15 protein-coding genes are annotated in these 15,888 nt (G+C 71.2%); 14 read left to right on the top strand and 1 reads right to left on the bottom strand.

Annotated features, from left to right (window positions below; all coding sequences use genetic code 11):
• The first annotated feature begins 1 nt into the window (after position 1).
• A complete protein-coding gene (locus tag ACUP6Y_RS03095; protein WP_462554150.1) occupies positions 2–1,867 on the top strand; it encodes a Na+/H+ antiporter in 1,866 nt (621 codons plus the stop codon).
• 18 nt (positions 1,868–1,885) lie between these two features.
• Here ACUP6Y_RS03095 and ACUP6Y_RS03100 read toward each other — a convergent pair whose 3' ends face one another.
• Positions 1,886–3,385, bottom strand: coding sequence for an ELWxxDGT repeat protein (locus ACUP6Y_RS03100; protein WP_462554151.1), 1,500 nt, complete (start codon positions 3,383–3,385; stop codon positions 1,886–1,888).
• A 25-nt stretch (positions 3,386–3,410) separates the two neighbouring features.
• On the opposite strand from ACUP6Y_RS03100, the gene ACUP6Y_RS03105 reads away from it, so the two are divergent.
• From ACUP6Y_RS03105 to nuoI, 13 genes are all read left to right on the top strand, one after another.
• The gene (locus ACUP6Y_RS03105) at positions 3,411–4,049 is read left to right on the top strand and encodes an MBL fold metallo-hydrolase (protein WP_462554152.1); all 639 of its coding nucleotides are present in this window, start codon (positions 3,411–3,413) and stop codon (positions 4,047–4,049) included.
• 55 nt (positions 4,050–4,104) lie between these two features.
• Entirely contained in the window at positions 4,105–4,755 is a 651-nt protein-coding gene (locus ACUP6Y_RS03110; RefSeq protein WP_462554153.1) for a hypothetical protein, read from the top strand.
• 4 nt (positions 4,756–4,759) lie between these two features.
• A complete protein-coding gene (locus tag ACUP6Y_RS03115) occupies positions 4,760–5,479 on the top strand; it encodes a dienelactone hydrolase family protein (RefSeq protein WP_462554154.1) in 720 nt (239 codons plus the stop codon).
• A gap of 9 nt (positions 5,480–5,488) precedes the next feature.
• A complete protein-coding gene (locus ACUP6Y_RS03120; RefSeq protein WP_462554155.1) occupies positions 5,489–6,178 on the top strand; it encodes a demethylmenaquinone methyltransferase in 690 nt (229 codons plus the stop codon).
• 220 nt (positions 6,179–6,398) lie between these two features.
• Positions 6,399–6,755 carry an NADH-quinone oxidoreductase subunit A gene (locus ACUP6Y_RS03125; protein ID WP_462554157.1) on the top strand — a complete coding sequence of 119 codons (357 nt, stop codon included), beginning with the start codon at positions 6,399–6,401 and terminating at the stop codon, positions 6,753–6,755.
• A 124-nt stretch (positions 6,756–6,879) separates the two neighbouring features.
• Positions 6,880–7,434: a NuoB/complex I 20 kDa subunit family protein gene (locus tag ACUP6Y_RS03130; protein ID WP_462556600.1), complete on the top strand. Its 555-nt coding sequence runs from the start codon at positions 6,880–6,882 to the stop codon at positions 7,432–7,434.
• Positions 7,431–8,144 carry an NADH-quinone oxidoreductase subunit C gene (locus tag ACUP6Y_RS03135; protein ID WP_462554158.1) on the top strand — a complete coding sequence of 238 codons (714 nt, stop codon included), beginning with the start codon at positions 7,431–7,433 and terminating at the stop codon, positions 8,142–8,144. Before ACUP6Y_RS03130 ends, ACUP6Y_RS03135 begins: the two co-directional genes overlap by 4 nt.
• Positions 8,144–9,481: an NADH-quinone oxidoreductase subunit D gene (locus ACUP6Y_RS03140; protein ID WP_462554159.1), complete on the top strand. Its 1,338-nt coding sequence runs from the start codon at positions 8,144–8,146 to the stop codon at positions 9,479–9,481. The genes ACUP6Y_RS03135 and ACUP6Y_RS03140 overlap by 1 nt, the downstream gene beginning before the upstream one ends.
• Positions 9,481–10,191 carry an NADH-quinone oxidoreductase subunit NuoE gene (gene nuoE, locus ACUP6Y_RS03145; protein ID WP_462554160.1) on the top strand — a complete coding sequence of 237 codons (711 nt, stop codon included), beginning with the start codon at positions 9,481–9,483 and terminating at the stop codon, positions 10,189–10,191. The genes ACUP6Y_RS03140 and nuoE overlap by 1 nt, the downstream gene beginning before the upstream one ends.
• The gene (gene nuoF / locus ACUP6Y_RS03150; protein ID WP_462554161.1) at positions 10,188–11,498 is read left to right on the top strand and encodes an NADH-quinone oxidoreductase subunit NuoF; all 1,311 of its coding nucleotides are present in this window, start codon (positions 10,188–10,190) and stop codon (positions 11,496–11,498) included. The genes nuoE and nuoF overlap by 4 nt, the downstream gene beginning before the upstream one ends.
• Positions 11,495–13,933 (top strand): NADH-quinone oxidoreductase subunit G, encoded by a 2,439-nt coding sequence (locus ACUP6Y_RS03155; RefSeq protein WP_462554162.1) that lies wholly within the window; start codon positions 11,495–11,497, stop codon positions 13,931–13,933. The genes nuoF and ACUP6Y_RS03155 overlap by 4 nt, the downstream gene beginning before the upstream one ends.
• Complete coding sequence (gene nuoH, locus ACUP6Y_RS03160; protein WP_462554163.1) at positions 13,930–15,240, top strand: NADH-quinone oxidoreductase subunit NuoH; 1,311 nt, start codon at positions 13,930–13,932, stop codon at positions 15,238–15,240. The genes ACUP6Y_RS03155 and nuoH overlap by 4 nt, the downstream gene beginning before the upstream one ends.
• Positions 15,233–15,862 (top strand): NADH-quinone oxidoreductase subunit NuoI, encoded by a 630-nt coding sequence (gene nuoI, locus ACUP6Y_RS03165; protein ID WP_462554164.1) that lies wholly within the window; start codon positions 15,233–15,235, stop codon positions 15,860–15,862. Before nuoH ends, nuoI begins: the two co-directional genes overlap by 8 nt.
• Positions 15,863–15,888: the final 26 nt, after the last annotated feature.

Genomic DNA, 15,888 nt, shown 5'->3' on the forward strand with positions numbered 1-15,888 from the left:
CGTGGAGATCGCCTTCCTGCTCGTGGCCATCGCGGCCACGGTGCTCGCCGTCACCGCGATCTCGGAGCGGGTCGAGATCCCGGCGCCGCTGACCCTGGTCGTGGTGGGCGTCGCGGCGTCGTACGTCCCCGGGGTGCCGGAGCTGCGCCTCGAGCCGGAGGTCGTGCTGCTCGGCCTGCTCCCCCCGCTGCTGTACTCCGCCGCGGTCAACACCTCGCTCGTCGACTTCAACGCCAACCGACGCCCGATCCTGCTGCTCTCGGTCGGCCTGGTCGCGTTCACGACGGTCGGCGTCGCGGCGGTGATCCGCCTCGTGCTCCCCGACGTCGAGTGGCCGCTGGCCCTCGCGATCGGCGCCGTCGTCGCTCCGCCCGACGCTGTCGCCGCGACCGCGATCGGCCGCCGGATCGGGCTGCCGCGACGCATCGTCACGATCCTCGAGGGCGAGTCGCTCTTCAACGACGCGAGCGCCCTGGTCGCGTTGCGCGCCGCCGTCACCGCCATCGGTACGACGGTCACCGCCTGGCAGGTCGGGCGCGACTTCGTGCTCGCCGCCGGGGGCGGGGTGGCGGTCGGTGCGCTGACCTTCGTGGTCGTCGGCTTCCTCCGCAAGAAGATCACCGACCCGCTGATGGACACCGCCATCTCGCTGGTGATCCCGTTCGCGGCGTACATCGTGGCCGAGGAGATCCACGCCTCCGGCGTGGTCGCGGTCGTCGTCGCCGGCCTGACGCTCGGACACGTCGCGCCGGTGCTGCAGACCGCGCAGTCGCGGATCGCGGAGCGGATGAACTGGCGCACCATCGCCTACGTCTTGGAGAACACGGTCTTCCTGCTCATCGGGCTGCAGGCCGACTGGCTGTTCGGCGAGGTGGGGGAGAGCGAGTTCGGCGCCGGGACGGTCGCCGCGGCCTGTGCGGCCGCGTTCGTGGCGGTCGTGGTGCTGCGGATGGTGTGGGTGTTCGCGGGCCAGGCGTTCTTGCTGCGGCACGGACCGGACCCGGTGACGGGGGAGCAGCGGTCGTGGCGCTACTCGCTCCTCATCGGTTGGGCCGGGATGCGCGGCGTGGTCACCCTGGCCGCCGCGTTCACCGTGCCGGAGGACACCGCCCACCGTGAGGTGCTGTTGATCGTGGCGTTCACCGTCGTGGCCGGCACCCTGCTCGGCCAGGGGCTGACCCTGCCGCTCGTCGCGCGCCGACTCGGGGTGCCCTCACCCGACCCGCACGACGACGCGCTGGCCCGCGCCACGCTGCTCCAGCAGGCCGCGAAGGCCGGCATCCACCGGCTCGACGAGCTCGCCGCCGACTCCGACGACCCGCACCAGGTCCGCGCGCTCATCATCCAGCGCATCGAGCAGCGCAACTTCGCCGCCTGGGAGCGGCTCGGCACCACCGAGGGCGAGGAGAGCCCCAGCGACCTCTACTCGCGCTGGCGCGGCGACATGATCGAGGCCGAGCGCCGCCGGGTGCTGGAGATCCGCTCCACCGGGTCGGTGCCCTCGGAGATCGTCAGCGAGGTGCTGGCCATGCTCGACGTCGAGGAGTCGATGCTCGACGCGGCCGAGGCGGTCCGGGCCGACCTGCGCAACAGCGCTCGCACCCAGCGCGCCGACGGCTGCGAGCACCTCGCCGGCACGCCCCTGCTCGATCCGCCGGACGAGCCGGCCTGCGCCGACTGCCTCGCCGAGGGCACCCGCTGGGTCGCGCTGCGGATGTGCCTGTCCTGTGGGCAGGTCGGCTGCTGCGACTCCTCCCCGGGTCGCCACGCCACCGCCCACTTCCGCTCGACCCAGCATCCGGTGATGCGTTCGGTCGAGCCCGACGAGGACTGGCGCTGGTGCTACGTCCACCACCAGACCGGCTGAGCGCGCCGGGCTCGCCGCTCAGGCGCAGGCGGCCGCCTGGGTGTTCTTGGCGCTCTTGGCGGCCTTCTTCGCCTTCGCCAGCTTCTTCTTGGCCTTCTTGACCTTGGCCGTCTGGTGGCTCTTCTTCGCCTTCTTGAGCTTGGCCTTGACGACCCTCACCTTGTCGGCCGCGCTCACCGCGGCCGTCGTGGCCGCCACGCAGGCGGGCTTGACGGTCGGTACGACGGGATCCGGCGTCGGCGGCGCGCTCGGCTCCGCCACGCCTTGCACCCACAGGCCGGTGCCGCTGCCGTCGTCGGCGGTGAGGAAGAGGATGCTGCCCGTGGCCGCCAGGGCACTGGGAGCGAGGTCGGCCACGCGGCGGGTCCCGGCGTCGGTGCCGTCGGACGACCAGAGCTGGTTGCGCCCGACGGCGGGGAAGTAGAGAACGCCGTCGACCACCGCGGAGTCGCTGCGCGCGAAGCCGCTGAGCCCGCCGTCGGCGCCCACGACGACGTCGCGCACCAGCTCCGTGTGCTCGGCGGTGCCGTCGGATCGCCACAGCTCGGTGCCGTGGATGCCGTCGTCGGCCGCGAAGTAGAGGACGCCGTCGACGACCGCGGCGAGTCCGTCGAGGGACTCGATCGACGGATCGCTTTCGTGGGAGTTGATGTCCTTGACCAGGTCGGGCGTGCCGCCGTCGAGCTTCCACAGCTCGCGGCCGTGCTCGCCGTCGTCGGCGCTGAAGTACAGGATGCTCCCGTCGATGACGAACCCCGCCGGCCACGAGCTGTTGGGTCTCACGACGTTCTCGCCGTCGATCGTGTCCTCATGGTCACCCGGGTAGAGGTCCTCGACCAGCTGGGGGGAGGCGCCGGTGCCGGTGAGGCGCCACAGCTCGGTGCCGGTGTTGCCGTCGTCGGCGGTGAAGTAGAGCGTGGAGCCGATCGCCGCCATGGCGGTGGTCGGGAGGATCGAGCTGCCGCGGTCGTCGATGTCCGCGACCATCGTGGTCTCGCCGGGCGTGCCGTCGGACCTCCACAGCTCACGTCCATGGGTGCCGTCGTCGGCGGCGAAGTACACGAGGCCGTCCATGGCGGTCAGCCCGGCACCGTCACCGGACAGCGAGTCCTGGTTGCTCCCGTTGATGTTCGCGACCACACGGGTGCCACCGGTGGTGCCGTCGGAGGTCCACAGCTCGCGCCCGTTCGTCCCGTCGGCCGCGGTGAAGTACAGCGTGCTGCCGACGACGACCAGGTCGGTCGGCACGGAGCCGGCGGCGCCCGGGTAGACGTCCTTGAGCAGCCGCGTCCCGGCCGTCGTGCCGTCCGAGGTCCACAGCTCGCGTCCGTGGGCGGCGTCGACCGCCGAGAAGTACGCCTGGCTGCCCATCGTCACCGTCGCCTGGGGATCGATGCCACGCACGACCAGGTGCAGGTCGGTCCCGGCGGCCTGCGCGGGTGGCACCGCCAACCCGGCCAACCCCGACCCGGCCAAACCCAGCCCGACCACCAGCGCCACGCGACGTCCCCAGCTCACAAGGCACCACAGTAGGTTGGACGGCATGCGTCTCACCAAGTTCGGTCACTCCGCGGTCCGGCTCGAGCACGCCGGCACGACGCTCGTCCTCGATCCCGGCGTCTGGAGCCAGCGGGAGTCCGTCGAGGGTGTCGACGCGGTGCTGATCACCCACGAGCACCCCGACCACTACGACCCTGAGCACCTGCGGGCCACGGACGCGCCGATCTACACCATCGACGCGGTCGCCGCCCAGATCCGCGATCACGCGCCCGACCTGCTCGAGCGGGTCACCGTCGTCGCGCCCGACGAGGCCTGGACGATCGGCGGCATCGGGGTGCGCGCGGTGGGCGAGCTGCACGCCGTGATCCACCCGGAGCTGCCGCGCTTCCACAACAGCGGGTACCTGCTGACCGCGGGGGAGACCACGCTCTTCCACCCGGGCGACGCGCTGCAACCGCCGGGAGTGGCGGTCGACGTGCTCCTGGCGCCGGTGTGCGCGCCGTGGATGCGGGTCGCCGAGGGCGTCGACTTCGCCCGCGCGGTGGGCGCGCCGCGCACTGTCGCGATCCACGACCGGGTGTTCTCGCCGGAGGGGCTCGGGATCGCCGACGCCCAGTTCGGGCGGTTCCTGGAGGCCGGCGACCAGGAGTACGTGCGGCTGGCCGACGGCACCGACCTGTGATCTCCCGGCGCGGCCCGATCAGTCAACGCTCAGGTCGACCCGGCATGATGGCCTGATGCCGATCGCTCGATCCACCGTCGTGGGCGCCACCACCGGCGTCCTCCTCCTCGCCGTCGCCGTGGGCTTCGGCGTCGGTCTCCCGAAGGCGGTCGGCGACACCGCCTCCGCCGCCGTGCCGGCGCTGCCGACCAAGCTCGACGACCGCTTCGTCGCGCTCCAGGAGGTCACCCAGGAGCAGACGGGCGCGGACGCCGAGCGCTACGCCGCCTTCGTGAAGGAGACCGAGGAGTCCGAGGCCACGGCCCAGAAGGCTCTCGCCGCCCAGTACGACGACGCGGCGGTGCGCGCCTACATCGACGTGCCGGAGGCCACCAGCTCCACGTCGGTGCCGGCCCAGATCGCCGTCACCATCGTCCCGGGCGAGGCCGGTCTGGTGAACCCCAGCGGCCCGTTCCTCGTCGACGAGTCCGGCACCCACTACACGCTCGAGGAGATCGACGGCAGCCACTGCGCGGTCGCCTGGACCGACCCCTACGACCAGACCACCGGCGCGCCCACGGGCGAGAAGCCCACGGCGGCCGACTACCGCGTGCAGTGCCGCAAGGAGGTCGACGGGCTCACCTACGACCTCTACACCAACGGCCTGACGCCCGACGAGGTCGCGTCGTACGTCGACAAGGTCCTCGACCTCACGCGGGCGGGCTGAGCTCGTGGACGCGATCGTCGCCCGCCCCGAGGGGCCGGGCCCGCACCCCGGGGTGCTGCTGTTCGCGGACGCCTTCGGGCTGCGTCCCCAGATCCAGGCGATGGCCGACCGGATCGCCGCCTGGGGGTACGTCGTCCTCGCGCCGCACCTGTTCCACCGCGACGGCACCGCCGCCGAGCTCGCGCCGCAGGGCGACCTGCGCGTACCCGAGGTCCGCGCGGCGGCGATCGAGCTCGCGATGGTCCGGGTGCGGGCGCTGACGCCGGACCTGGTCGTCGCGGACGCCGCCGAGCACGTCGCGGCGCTGCGAGCGCTCGACGGCGTCGCGGACGGACCGATCGGCGCCACGGGCTACTGCATGGGCGGCGCGGTCGCCGTCCGCACCGCGGCCGCGTGCCCCGACGACATCGCCGTCGTCGGCAGCTTCCACGGCGGCCGGCTCGCCACCGACGCCCCGGACAGTCCGCACCTCACGCTCTCGGCATCGCGGGCGGCGTACGTGTTCGGTCACGCCGACCAGGACGCCTCGATGCCGCCCGACGCGATCGCCCGGCTGGAGCAGGCGCTGACGGCCGCCGACCTGGCGTACCGCAGCGCGATCTACCCCGACGCGCCCCACGGCTTCACCATGGCCGACACCAGCAGCTATCAGGAGGCCGGCGCCGAGCGCCACTACCGCGAGCTCCGGGACCTGCTCGACGAGCGGCTCCGAGTCGGCCACTAGGCTGCCGCGGTGGCCCGCGCAGAGCTCGACAAGCAGCCCGCCGACGTACGACGGATGTTCGACACCGTCGCCCGGCGCTACGACCTGACCAACGACATCCTGTCCTTCGGGCAGGACCGCCGCTGGCGCCGCGACGTGCTCGCCGCGGTCGACCCGTCGTACGGCGACCGGGTGCTCGACCTCGCCGCCGGAACCGGCACCTCCAGCCAGCCGTTCCTCGACGCCGGCGCCGCGGTGGTGCCGTGCGACTTCTCGATCGGCATGCTCCAGGTCGGCAAGCGGCAGCTGCCCCACCTGCCGTTCACCGCCGGCGACGGCACCCGGCTGCCGTTCCGCGACGCCACCTTCGACGCCGTCACGATCTCCTTCGGCCTGCGCAATATCGTCGACCCGCTGGCCGGGCTCGCCGAGATGCGCCGGGTCACCAAGCCGGGCGGCCGGCTGGTGGTCTGTGAGTTCAGCCACCCCACCTGGTCGCCGTGGCGCACGGTCTACATCGAGTACCTCATGAGGGCCCTGCCCGCCGTCGCCCGCACCGTCTCCTCGGCCCCCGACGCCTATGTGTACCTGGCCGAGTCGATCCGGGCCTGGCCCGACCAGCGCGGCCTCGCCGACCTGATCGCCGAGGCGGGCTGGACCACGCCGCAGTGGCGCAACCTGTCGGGCGGGATCGTCGCGCTGCACCGCGCCACGGCCTGACGAAATTCGCTGATGCGCGGCACCTGCTGTGGTTGGCCACCGCCTCCTGAATTACGCAACCCTCTCGTGCATTAAATCCGCAGGTCAGGGCTGGTTTTCGGGTCCCGGAGCGCGGCGTGCGCGGCTTTCGGCACCCCCCTGTGACGAGCCCCCGGAGCAGTGGCAGTATGTGCTTCACGCCACTAGTGATTCTGTTCACAAGGTCACGAGAGGGGGGCTCATGGAGCTCTACACGCCGGTGCTGGTGCTGGCGGCTCTGGCCGCGTTGTTCGCGGTCGGGTCGGTCGTCATGAGCACGATGGTCGGGCCGCGCCGCTACAACCGCGCGAAGTACGACTCCTACGAGTGCGGCATCGAGCCGACACCCCAGGCGCTGACGGGTCGCTTCCCGGTGAAGTACTACATCACCGCGATGCTCTTCATCGTCTTCGACATCGAGATCGTCTTCCTCTACCCGTGGGCCGTCCGCTTCGACGCCATGGCCTGGTTCGGGCTGATCGAGATGGTCCTGTTCATCGGCACCGTGTTCGTCGCCTACGCCTACGTATGGCGCCGCGGCGGACTCGACTGGGATTGAGGACCACGATGCACGCACACCGCCGGCGTTGTCGTCGCTCGACGACCGCTTCGCTTTTCAGGTCGCCTTCGCTCCTCCGCCTTGGCGGTGCACGCACCTCGCGGCCCTCAACGGGAGGAAGATGATGGGCATCGAGGAGAAGCTCCCGAGCGGAGTCCTGCTGAGCACGGTCGAGGGCCTGGCCGGCTACATGCGCAAGGCCAGCTTCTGGCCGGCGACCTTCGGGCTCGCGTGCTGCGCGATCGAGATGATGACCAGCGGCGGCCCGAAGTACGATCTGGCCCGGTTCGGCATGGAGGTCTTCCGGGCCAGTCCGCGCCAGGCCGACCTGATGATCGTGGCCGGCCGGGTCAGCCAGAAGATGGCCCCGGTCCTGCGCCAGATCTACGACCAGATGGCCGAGCCCAAGTGGGTGCTCGCGATGGGCGTGTGCGCCAGCAGCGGCGGCATGTTCAACAACTACGCCATCGTCCAGGGCGTCGACCACGTCGTTCCCGTCGACATGTACCTCCCCGGCTGCCCGCCGCGGCCGGAGATGCTGATCGACGCGATCCTCAAGCTCCACGACAAGGTCCAGCACACGCCGCTCGGCGCCAACCGCCAGGCCCAGATCCGTGAGCTCGAGGCCGAGGGCCTGGTCGCGCTGCCGACCAGCGACATGAGGGGGATGCTGCGGTGAGCGACGAGAAGTCCGTCGAGCAGCCCGCCACCGAGCAGTCGCCCGAGAACGCCCCCGAGGCGCTCGGCGAGCCCGGCGTCGAGATCCGTGCCGTCGGCGAGCGCCACGGCATGTTCGGGGTGAAGGGCTCCGGCGACACCAGCGGGTACGGCGGCCTGGTGGCTCCCGTGGTCCTGCCCGGTGCCGCGCAGCGCCCCTACGGCGGCTGGTTCGACACCGTCGCCGACGTCCTCGACCCGCTGATCGAGCAGGTCGTGATCCACCGCGGCGAGATCACCTTCCACGTCCACCGCGACCACCTGCTCGAGGTGGCCGGGAAGCTTCGCGACGACCCGAGCCTGCGCTTCGAGCTGCTCTCGGGCGTCAGCGGCGTCCACTACCCGGGCGACGCCGGGCGCGAGCTGCACGCCGTCTACCACCTGATGTCGTTCACCTGGAACCGCCGGGTCCGGGTCGAGGTCGCCGTACCGGACAGCGACCCGCACCTGCCCTCCGTCGTGCCGATCTACCCCGCGGCCGACTGGCACGAGCGGGAGACCTGGGACATGTTCGGCCTCCAGTTCGACGGCCACCCGGCGCTGACCCGGATCCTGATGCCCGACGACTGGCCGGGCCACCCGCAGCGCAAGGACTACCCCCTCGGAGGCATCCCCGTCGAGTACAAGGGCGCCAGCGTGCCACCGCCGGACCAGCGGAGGAGCTACAACTGATGAGCACCGACTTCTACGCCGACGCCAGCGAGACCGCCGAGGGCAGGGTCTTCACGGTCACCGGCCAGGACTGGGACGAGATCGCTGCCGACATGGGTGACGGCGATGCCGCGGAGCGGATCGTCGTCAACATGGGCCCGCAGCACCCCTCGACCCACGGCGTGCTCCGCCTGATCCTCGAGATCGAGGGCGAGACGGTCACCGAGGCCCGCTGCGGCATCGGCTACCTGCACACCGGCATCGAGAAGAACATGGAGTACCGCTCCTGGACGCAGGGGGTCACCTTCTGCACCCGGATGGACTACCTCTCGCCGTTCTACAACGAGATGACCTACGTGCTGGGCGTCGAGCGACTGCTCGACATCGAGGACCAGATCCCCGAGAAGGCCCAGATCATGCGGGTCCTGCTCATGGAGCTCAACCGGATCTCCTCCCACCTGGTCTGCATCGCCACCGGCGGCATGGAGATCGGCGCGCTGACCGTGATGACGATCGGCTTCCGCGAGCGCGAGCTGGTGCTCGACCTGTTCGAGCTGATCACCGGCCTGCGGATGAACCACGCGTTCATCCGCCCCGGCGGCGTCGCGCAGGACCTGCCGCCCGGCGCCCTCGACGAGATCCGCTCCTTCGTCGCCCTGATGAAGAAGCGCCTGCCCGAGTACGCCGCGCTGTGCAACGCGAACCCGATCTTCAAGGCCCGCCTGGAGAACGTCGGCCACCTCGACCTCGAGGGCTGCATGGCGCTGGGCCTCACCGGCCCGGTCCTGCGCAGCGCCGGCTACGGCTTCGACCTGCGCAAGGCCCAGCCCTACTGCGGCTACGAGACCTACGACTTCGACGTACAGACCTGGGACACCGCCGACTCCTACGGCCGGTTCCGGGTGCGTCTCAACGAGATGCACGAGTCGCTGAGGATCATCGAACAGGCCGCCGACCGGCTGGCCAGGCTCGAGGGCGCGCCGGTCATGGTCGCCGACAAGAAGATCGCCTGGCCCAGCCAGCTCTCCATCGGCAGCGACGGCATGGGCAACAGCCTCGACCACATCCGCCACATCATGGGCGAGTCGATGGAGGCCCTGATCCACCACTTCAAGCTGGTCACCGAGGGCTTCCGGGTGCCCGCCGGTCAGGCGTACGTCCCGGTCGAGTCGCCGCGCGGCGAGCTCGGCGCGCACGTCGTCTCCGACGGCGGCACCCGCCCCTTCCGGGCGCACTTCCGCGACCCGTCGTTCAACAACCTCCAGGCGATGGGCGTGATGAGCGAGGGCGGCCAGATCGCCGACGTCATCGTCGCGATCGCGAGCATCGACCCCGTGATGGGAGGCGTGGACCGCTGATGGCTACGAACACACTGGACGACAAGACGCTCGCCGAGCTGCGCGAGATCGCCGAGCGCTATCCCGAGCCGCGCTCGGGCCTGCTGCCGATGCTGCACCTCGTGCAGTCGGTGCAGGGTCGGATCACCCCCGAGGGCATCGAGGCGTGCGCGGCGATCCTCGAGATCAGCGCCGCCGACGTCAACGGCGTCGCGACCTTCTACACGATGTACAAGCGTCACGGCGTCGGCGACTACCACGTCGGTGTCTGCACCAACACGCTGTGCGCGGTGATGGGCGGCGACGCCATCCTCGAGCGGCTCAAGGACCACCTCGAGATCGGCAACGACGAGGTCGCCGTCCAGCGTCAGGGCGACTCCCGCACGGTCAGCCTCGAGCACATCGAGTGCAACGCGGCCTGCGACTACGCGCCGGTGATGATGGTCAACTGGGAGTTCATGGACAACCAGACCCCCGAGTCGGCCGTCCAGCTGGTCGAGGCGCTGCGCGCCGGCCACGAGGTCAGCTCGACCCGCGGCCCCAAGCTGTGCACCTGGAGGGAGGCCGAGCGGGTCCTCGCCGGCTTCCCCGACGGCCGCGTCGACGAGGGACCCTCGGCGGGCGCCGCGTCCCTCGCCGGGCTCGAGATCGCCCGCCAGCGCGGCTGGCACGCCCCCGAACCGGCAGCCACCCCCGCCGTCGAGGCCCCGCAGAAGGACGGTGACGCATGACCGACACGCTGACCCCGGTCCTCACCGACATCTGGGACGCCGAGCAGTCCTGGAAGCTCGCGACGTACGCCGGCACGGGCGGCTACTCCGCCCTCGACGCCGCCTTCGCGATGAGCCCCGACGACGTCATCACCGCCGTCAAGGACAGCGGCCTGCGCGGCCGTGGCGGCGCCGGCTTCCCCACCGGCATGAAGTGGTCCTTCATCCCGCAGGACAACCCCAAGCCCAAGTACCTCGTCGTCAACGCCGACGAGTCCGAGCCGGGCACCTGCAAGGACATCCCGCTGATGATGGGCAACCCCCACGTCCTCGTCGAGGGCGTGATCCTCAGCTCCTACGCCATCCGCGCCAACAAGGCCTTCATCTACATCCGCGGCGAGGTCGTCCACGTCATCCGCCGGGTCCAGGCCGCCGTCGCCGAGGCCTATGCCGCCGGCCACCTCGGCACGAACATCCACGGCTCCGGCTACGACCTCGACGTGGTCGTCCATGCCGGCGCCGGCGCCTACATCTGCGGCGAGGAGACCGCGCTGCTGGAGGGTCTCGAGGGCCGCCGCGGCCAACCCCGGCTGCGCCCGCCGTTCCCCGCCGTCGCCGGCCTCTACGCCAGCCCGACGGTCATCAACAACGTCGAGTCCATCGCCTCGGTCCCCGCGATCGTCAAGAACGGCGCCTCCTGGTTCGGCTCGATGGGCACCGAGAAGTCCAAGGGCCACGGCATCTTCTCGCTGTCCGGCCACGTCCACAGGCCCGGTCAGTACGAGGCGCCGCTCGGCATCACCTTGCGCGAGCTGCTCGACCTGGCCGGCGGCGTCCGAGAGGGCCACCAGCTGAAGTTCTGGACCCCCGGCGGATCCAGCACCCCGCTGCTGACGGCCGAGCACCTCGACGTACCCCTCGACTTCGAGGGTGTCGGCGCGGCCGGCTCGATGCTCGGCACCCGTGCGCTGCAGATCTTCGACGAGACCGTGTGCGTGGTCCGCGCGGTGCTGCGCTGGACGGAGTTCTACAAGCACGAGTCCTGCGGCAAGTGCACGCCGTGCCGCGAGGGCACCTGGTGGCTGGTGCAGGCGCTGACCCGTCTGGAGAACGGCCAGGGCAGCGAGGCCGATCTCGACCAGCTGCTCGACCAGTGCGACAACATCCTCGGCCGCTCGTTCTGCGCCCTGGGCGACGGCGCGACCAGCCCGGTGTCCAGCTCGATCCAGCACTTCCGTGACGAGTACCTTGCGCACCTGTCCCACGGCGGGTGCCCGTTCGATCCCGCCAGGTCGACCGCCTGGGCCGGGCAGGAGGTGTCGGCGTGAGCGCTCCCGAGATCGAGAAGACCGACCTGGTCACCGTCACCATCGACGGCGTCCAGGTCAGCGTCCCCAAGGACACCTTGGTCATCCGCGCCGCCGAGGAGATCGGCGTGCAGATCCCGCGGTTCTGCGACCACCCGCTGCTCGCGCCGGTGGGCGCCTGCCGCCAGTGCCTCGTCGACGTACCGGACGCGGGGAACGGCCGCGGCTTCCCCAAGCCGCAGGCCTCCTGCACGCTGCCGGTCGCCGAGGGCATGGTCGTCAGCACCCAGGTCACCAGCCCGGTCGCCGACAAGGCGCAGCAGGGCGTGATGGAGCTGCTGCTCATCAACCACCCGCTCGACTGCCCGGTCTGCGACAAGGGCGGCGAGTGCCCGTTGCAGAACCAGGCGATGTCCAACGGTCGCGGCGAGTCGCGCTTCTCCGACGACCGCAACCGCGGTGTGAAGCGGACCTTCCCGAAGCCGATCAACCTCTCGCCGACGGTGCTGCTCGACCGCGAGCGCTGCATCGTGTGCCAGCGCTGCACCCGCTTCGCCGACGAGATCGCCGGCGACCCGTTCATCGCGCTCGTCGAGCGCGGCGCCCAGCAGCAGATCGGCATCGCCGAGGACGCGCCCTTCTTGTCGTACTTCTCCGGCAACGTCATCCAGATCTGCCCGGTCGGCGCGCTCACCTCCGAGCAGTACCGCTTCCGCTCCCGGCCCTTCGACCTGGTCTCGACGCCGGGCATCGCCGAGCACGACGCGTGCGGGTCCGCGATCCGGATCGACCACCGCCGCGGCACGGTGCTGCGCCGCCAGGCCGGCAACGACAGGTACGTCAACGAGGAGTGGATCAGCGACAAGGACCGGTTCGCCTTCGCCTACGCGCAGGCCGACGACCGGCTCGGCTACCCGCAGGTGCGTGACACTCTGCCTGATGGCGGGCGGGGCAGCCTGCGCCCGGCGTCCTGGCCCGAGGCCTTCACCGTCGCGGCCCGCGGCCTCGCGGCCGCGAAGGAGGCCGGCGGCGTCGGCGTGCTGACCGGTGGCCGGCTCAGCACCGAGGACGCCTACGCCTACAGCAAGCTGGCCCGAGTCGCGCTCGGCACCAACGACATCGACTTCCGGGCCCGGCCGCTCTCCGCCGAGGAGACCGCCTTCCTGGCGAGCCACGTCGTGCTGACCGGCCCCGGCAGCGGCGCGGTCACCTACGACGACCTCGAGGCGGCCGCGAAGGTCGTCCTCGTGGGCCTGGAGCCCGAGGACGAGGCGGCCGCGATCTTCCTGCGGCTGCGCAAGTCGGTCCGAGCCGGCGGCACCGAGGTGGTCAGCCTCGCGCCGTTCACGACCCGGGGCCTGACCAAGGTCTCCGCCCGCGTGGTCCCGACGGCGCCCGGCGACGAGCCGGCCGCGCTGCGGGCGCTCGCCGGCGAGCTCGACGCCACCTCGGTGCTCCTGGTCGGCGAGCGGCTGGCCGTCGTACCGGGGGCGTTGAGCGCCGCCGCCGAGGTCGCCGCCTCGACCGGCGCCCGGCTGGCGTGGGTGCCGCGCCGCGCGGGTGACCGCGGGGCGCTCGAGGCCGGCTGTGTGCCGACCCTGCTGCCCGGTGGCCGGCCGGTCGGCGACGCACGGGCCCGGGTCGACGTCGCCACCGCCTGGGGCGTCGCGCACCTGCCCGAGGCTGCGGGCCGCGACGCCGACGCGATCGTCGCCGCCCTCGGTGCCGGAGAGCTGGGCGGCCTGGTCATCGCCGGGGTCGACCCCGACGACACCGGCGACCCGGCCGCCACCCGGGCCGCGATCGACGCCGCCGGCTTCGTGGTCGCCCTCGACCTGCGTCGTACCGAGGTCACCGACCGGGCCGACGTCGTCTTCCCGGTCGCACCCACCACCGACAAGGCCGGCACCTTCGTCAACTGGGAGGGCCGGGTCCGCTCCTGGGAGGCCGCCCTCCACAACCCGGCCTCGCTGCCCGAGCTGCGAGCACTGGCCGGCATCGCCGAGGAGCTGGGCGCCCCGCTCGGTTTCCGCACCGTCGACGAGGTCCGCGCCGAGATGGCCCAGCTCGGCCCGTGGGACGGCGAGAGGCCGCGTCTCGATACGTCCTCGCTCGTTCCTCACGAGGACTACTCGACGAGCCCGGGGACGGTCCGGCTGGCCACCTGGAAGCAACTGCTCGACAACGGCTCGCTGCAGGACGGCGACAAGTACCTCAAGGCGACGGCGCGGACGCCGGTGGCCCTGGTGACGCCGGCCGACTTCGACCGCTACGGGCCGACCGTCACGCTCACCGGGGACCGGGGATCGATGACCCTGCCGGCCGAGATCTGCGACGACCTGGTCGAGGGCGTGGTCTGGGTGCCGGCCAACTCGGTCGGCAACGGCGTCCGGGCCGACCTGGCGTCTCCGGGCGCCACGGTCACCATCACGGGAGCGGAAGGGGTGCACGGATGAGCCAGTCGCTCGAGCTGTTCGGCAAGGATCCCTGGTGGGTCGTCGGGCTCAAGACCCTCCTGATCTTCGTGATCCTGGTCCTGCTCACGCTGTTCAACATCTGGTGGGAGCGCCGGGTCGTGGCCCGGATGCAGCACCGGATCGGCCCCAACGTGCATGGCCCCTTCGGGCTGCTGCAGTCGCTGGCCGACGGCGTGAAGCTGGCCTTCAAGGAGGACCTGATCCCCCGGGCCGCCGACAAGGTGGTCTTCGTGCTGGCACCCGTGATCGTGGTGGTGCCGGCGTTCGTGACCTTCAGCGTGATCCCGTTCGGTCCCGAGGTGAGCTTCTTCGGGCACCAGACGCCGCTCCAGCTCACCGACATGCCGGTCGCCGTGCTCTTCGTGATGGCGATCGCCTCGATCGGCATCTACGGCATCGTGCTCGGCGGCTGGTCCAGCGGCTCGACGTACTCCCTGCTCGGCGGTCTGCGCTCGAGCGCCCAGATGATCTCCTACGAGGTCGCGATGGGCCTCGCGCTGGTCGCGGTGTTCATGTACGCCGGCTCGATGTCGACCAGCGAGATCGTCGCCGCGCAGGACAACCTGTGGTTCGGCCTGATCCTGCTGCCGTCGTTCGTCATCTACGCGATCGCCATGGTCGGTGAGACCAACCGCGCGCCGTTCGACCTCCCCGAGGCCGAGGGCGAGCTGGTCGGCGGCTTCCACACCGAGTACTCCAGCCTGAAGTTCGCGCTGTTCTTCCTCGCCGAGTACATCAACATGGCGACCGTCTCCGCGCTCGCGACCACGCTCTTCCTCGGCGGCTGGCACGCGCCGTTCTGGATCGACCACGTGTGGGCGGGCGCCAACGAGGGCTACTGGCCGGTGCTGTGGTTCTTCGGCAAGGTGCTGTTCTTCATCTTCGTCTTCATCTGGCTGCGCGGCTCGCTGCCGCGGTTGCGCTACGACCAGTTCATGGCGTTCGGCTGGAAGCGGCTGATCCCGATCTCGCTGGTGTGGATCGTCGCGGTCGCCACCATGCGAGCCGCCCGCAACGAGGGCGTGTTCGACGAGGGCTTCGGCAGCAACCCGCAGTTCTGGCTGATCATCGTCGGCGTGGTCCTGGTGGTCCTGCTGCTGACCTTCCTCGTCCCCGAGAAGGACGACGAGCAGGCCGCCGAGGCCACGACGCCACGGGCCGGGGGGTTCCCGGTGCCGCCGATGCCGGCGGGCGGCGCGGTCCGCGGCGCCGCCGCGCCGCTGGTGTTCGGCTCCGATGCCACCGTCACACAGACCGTCCGCGAGTCAGGGGTGAGCAATGGCTGACCAGCCCAAGCAGAAGGCGGCGAAGGGCCCGTCCCTCAAGGAGCAGCTCTGGGACCCGGTCGCCGGGTTCGGGGTCACCTTCCGGACGATGTTCCGCAAGGTCGTCACCGAGCAGTACCCCAAGGAGAAGCTGCCCACCGCACCACGCTTCCACGGCCGCCACCAGCTCAACCGCTGGCCCGACGGCCTCGAGAAGTGCGTCGGCTGCGAGCTGTGCGCCTGGGCCTGCCCGGCCGACGCCATCTACGTCGAGGGCGCCGAGAACGTCGACGGGCCGACGCGTGACGCCGACGGCAACGCTGTGGACTCGGGGCGCTACAGCGCCGGTGAGCGCTACGGCCGCGTCTACCAGATCAACTACCTGCGCTGCATCCTGTGCGGCCTGTGCATCGAGGCCTGCCCGACCCGGGCGCTGACGATGACCAACGAATACGAGCTCGCCGACGACAGCCGGGCCAGCCTGATCTACGAGAAGTCCGACCTGCTGGCGCCGCTGCTGCCCGGCATGGAGCAGCCGCCCCACGCTCAGCTGCTCGGCAGCGACGAGGACTACTACCGCGGCGACTTCAAGGAGCCGGTGCCCGTGCCGGGCGTCCCCGCGGCCGAAGGGGTGCAGCAGTGACCGCCTTCTGGGTCCTCGCGCCGATC

The organism is Nocardioides sp. S5-5 (genome assembly GCF_054954065.1).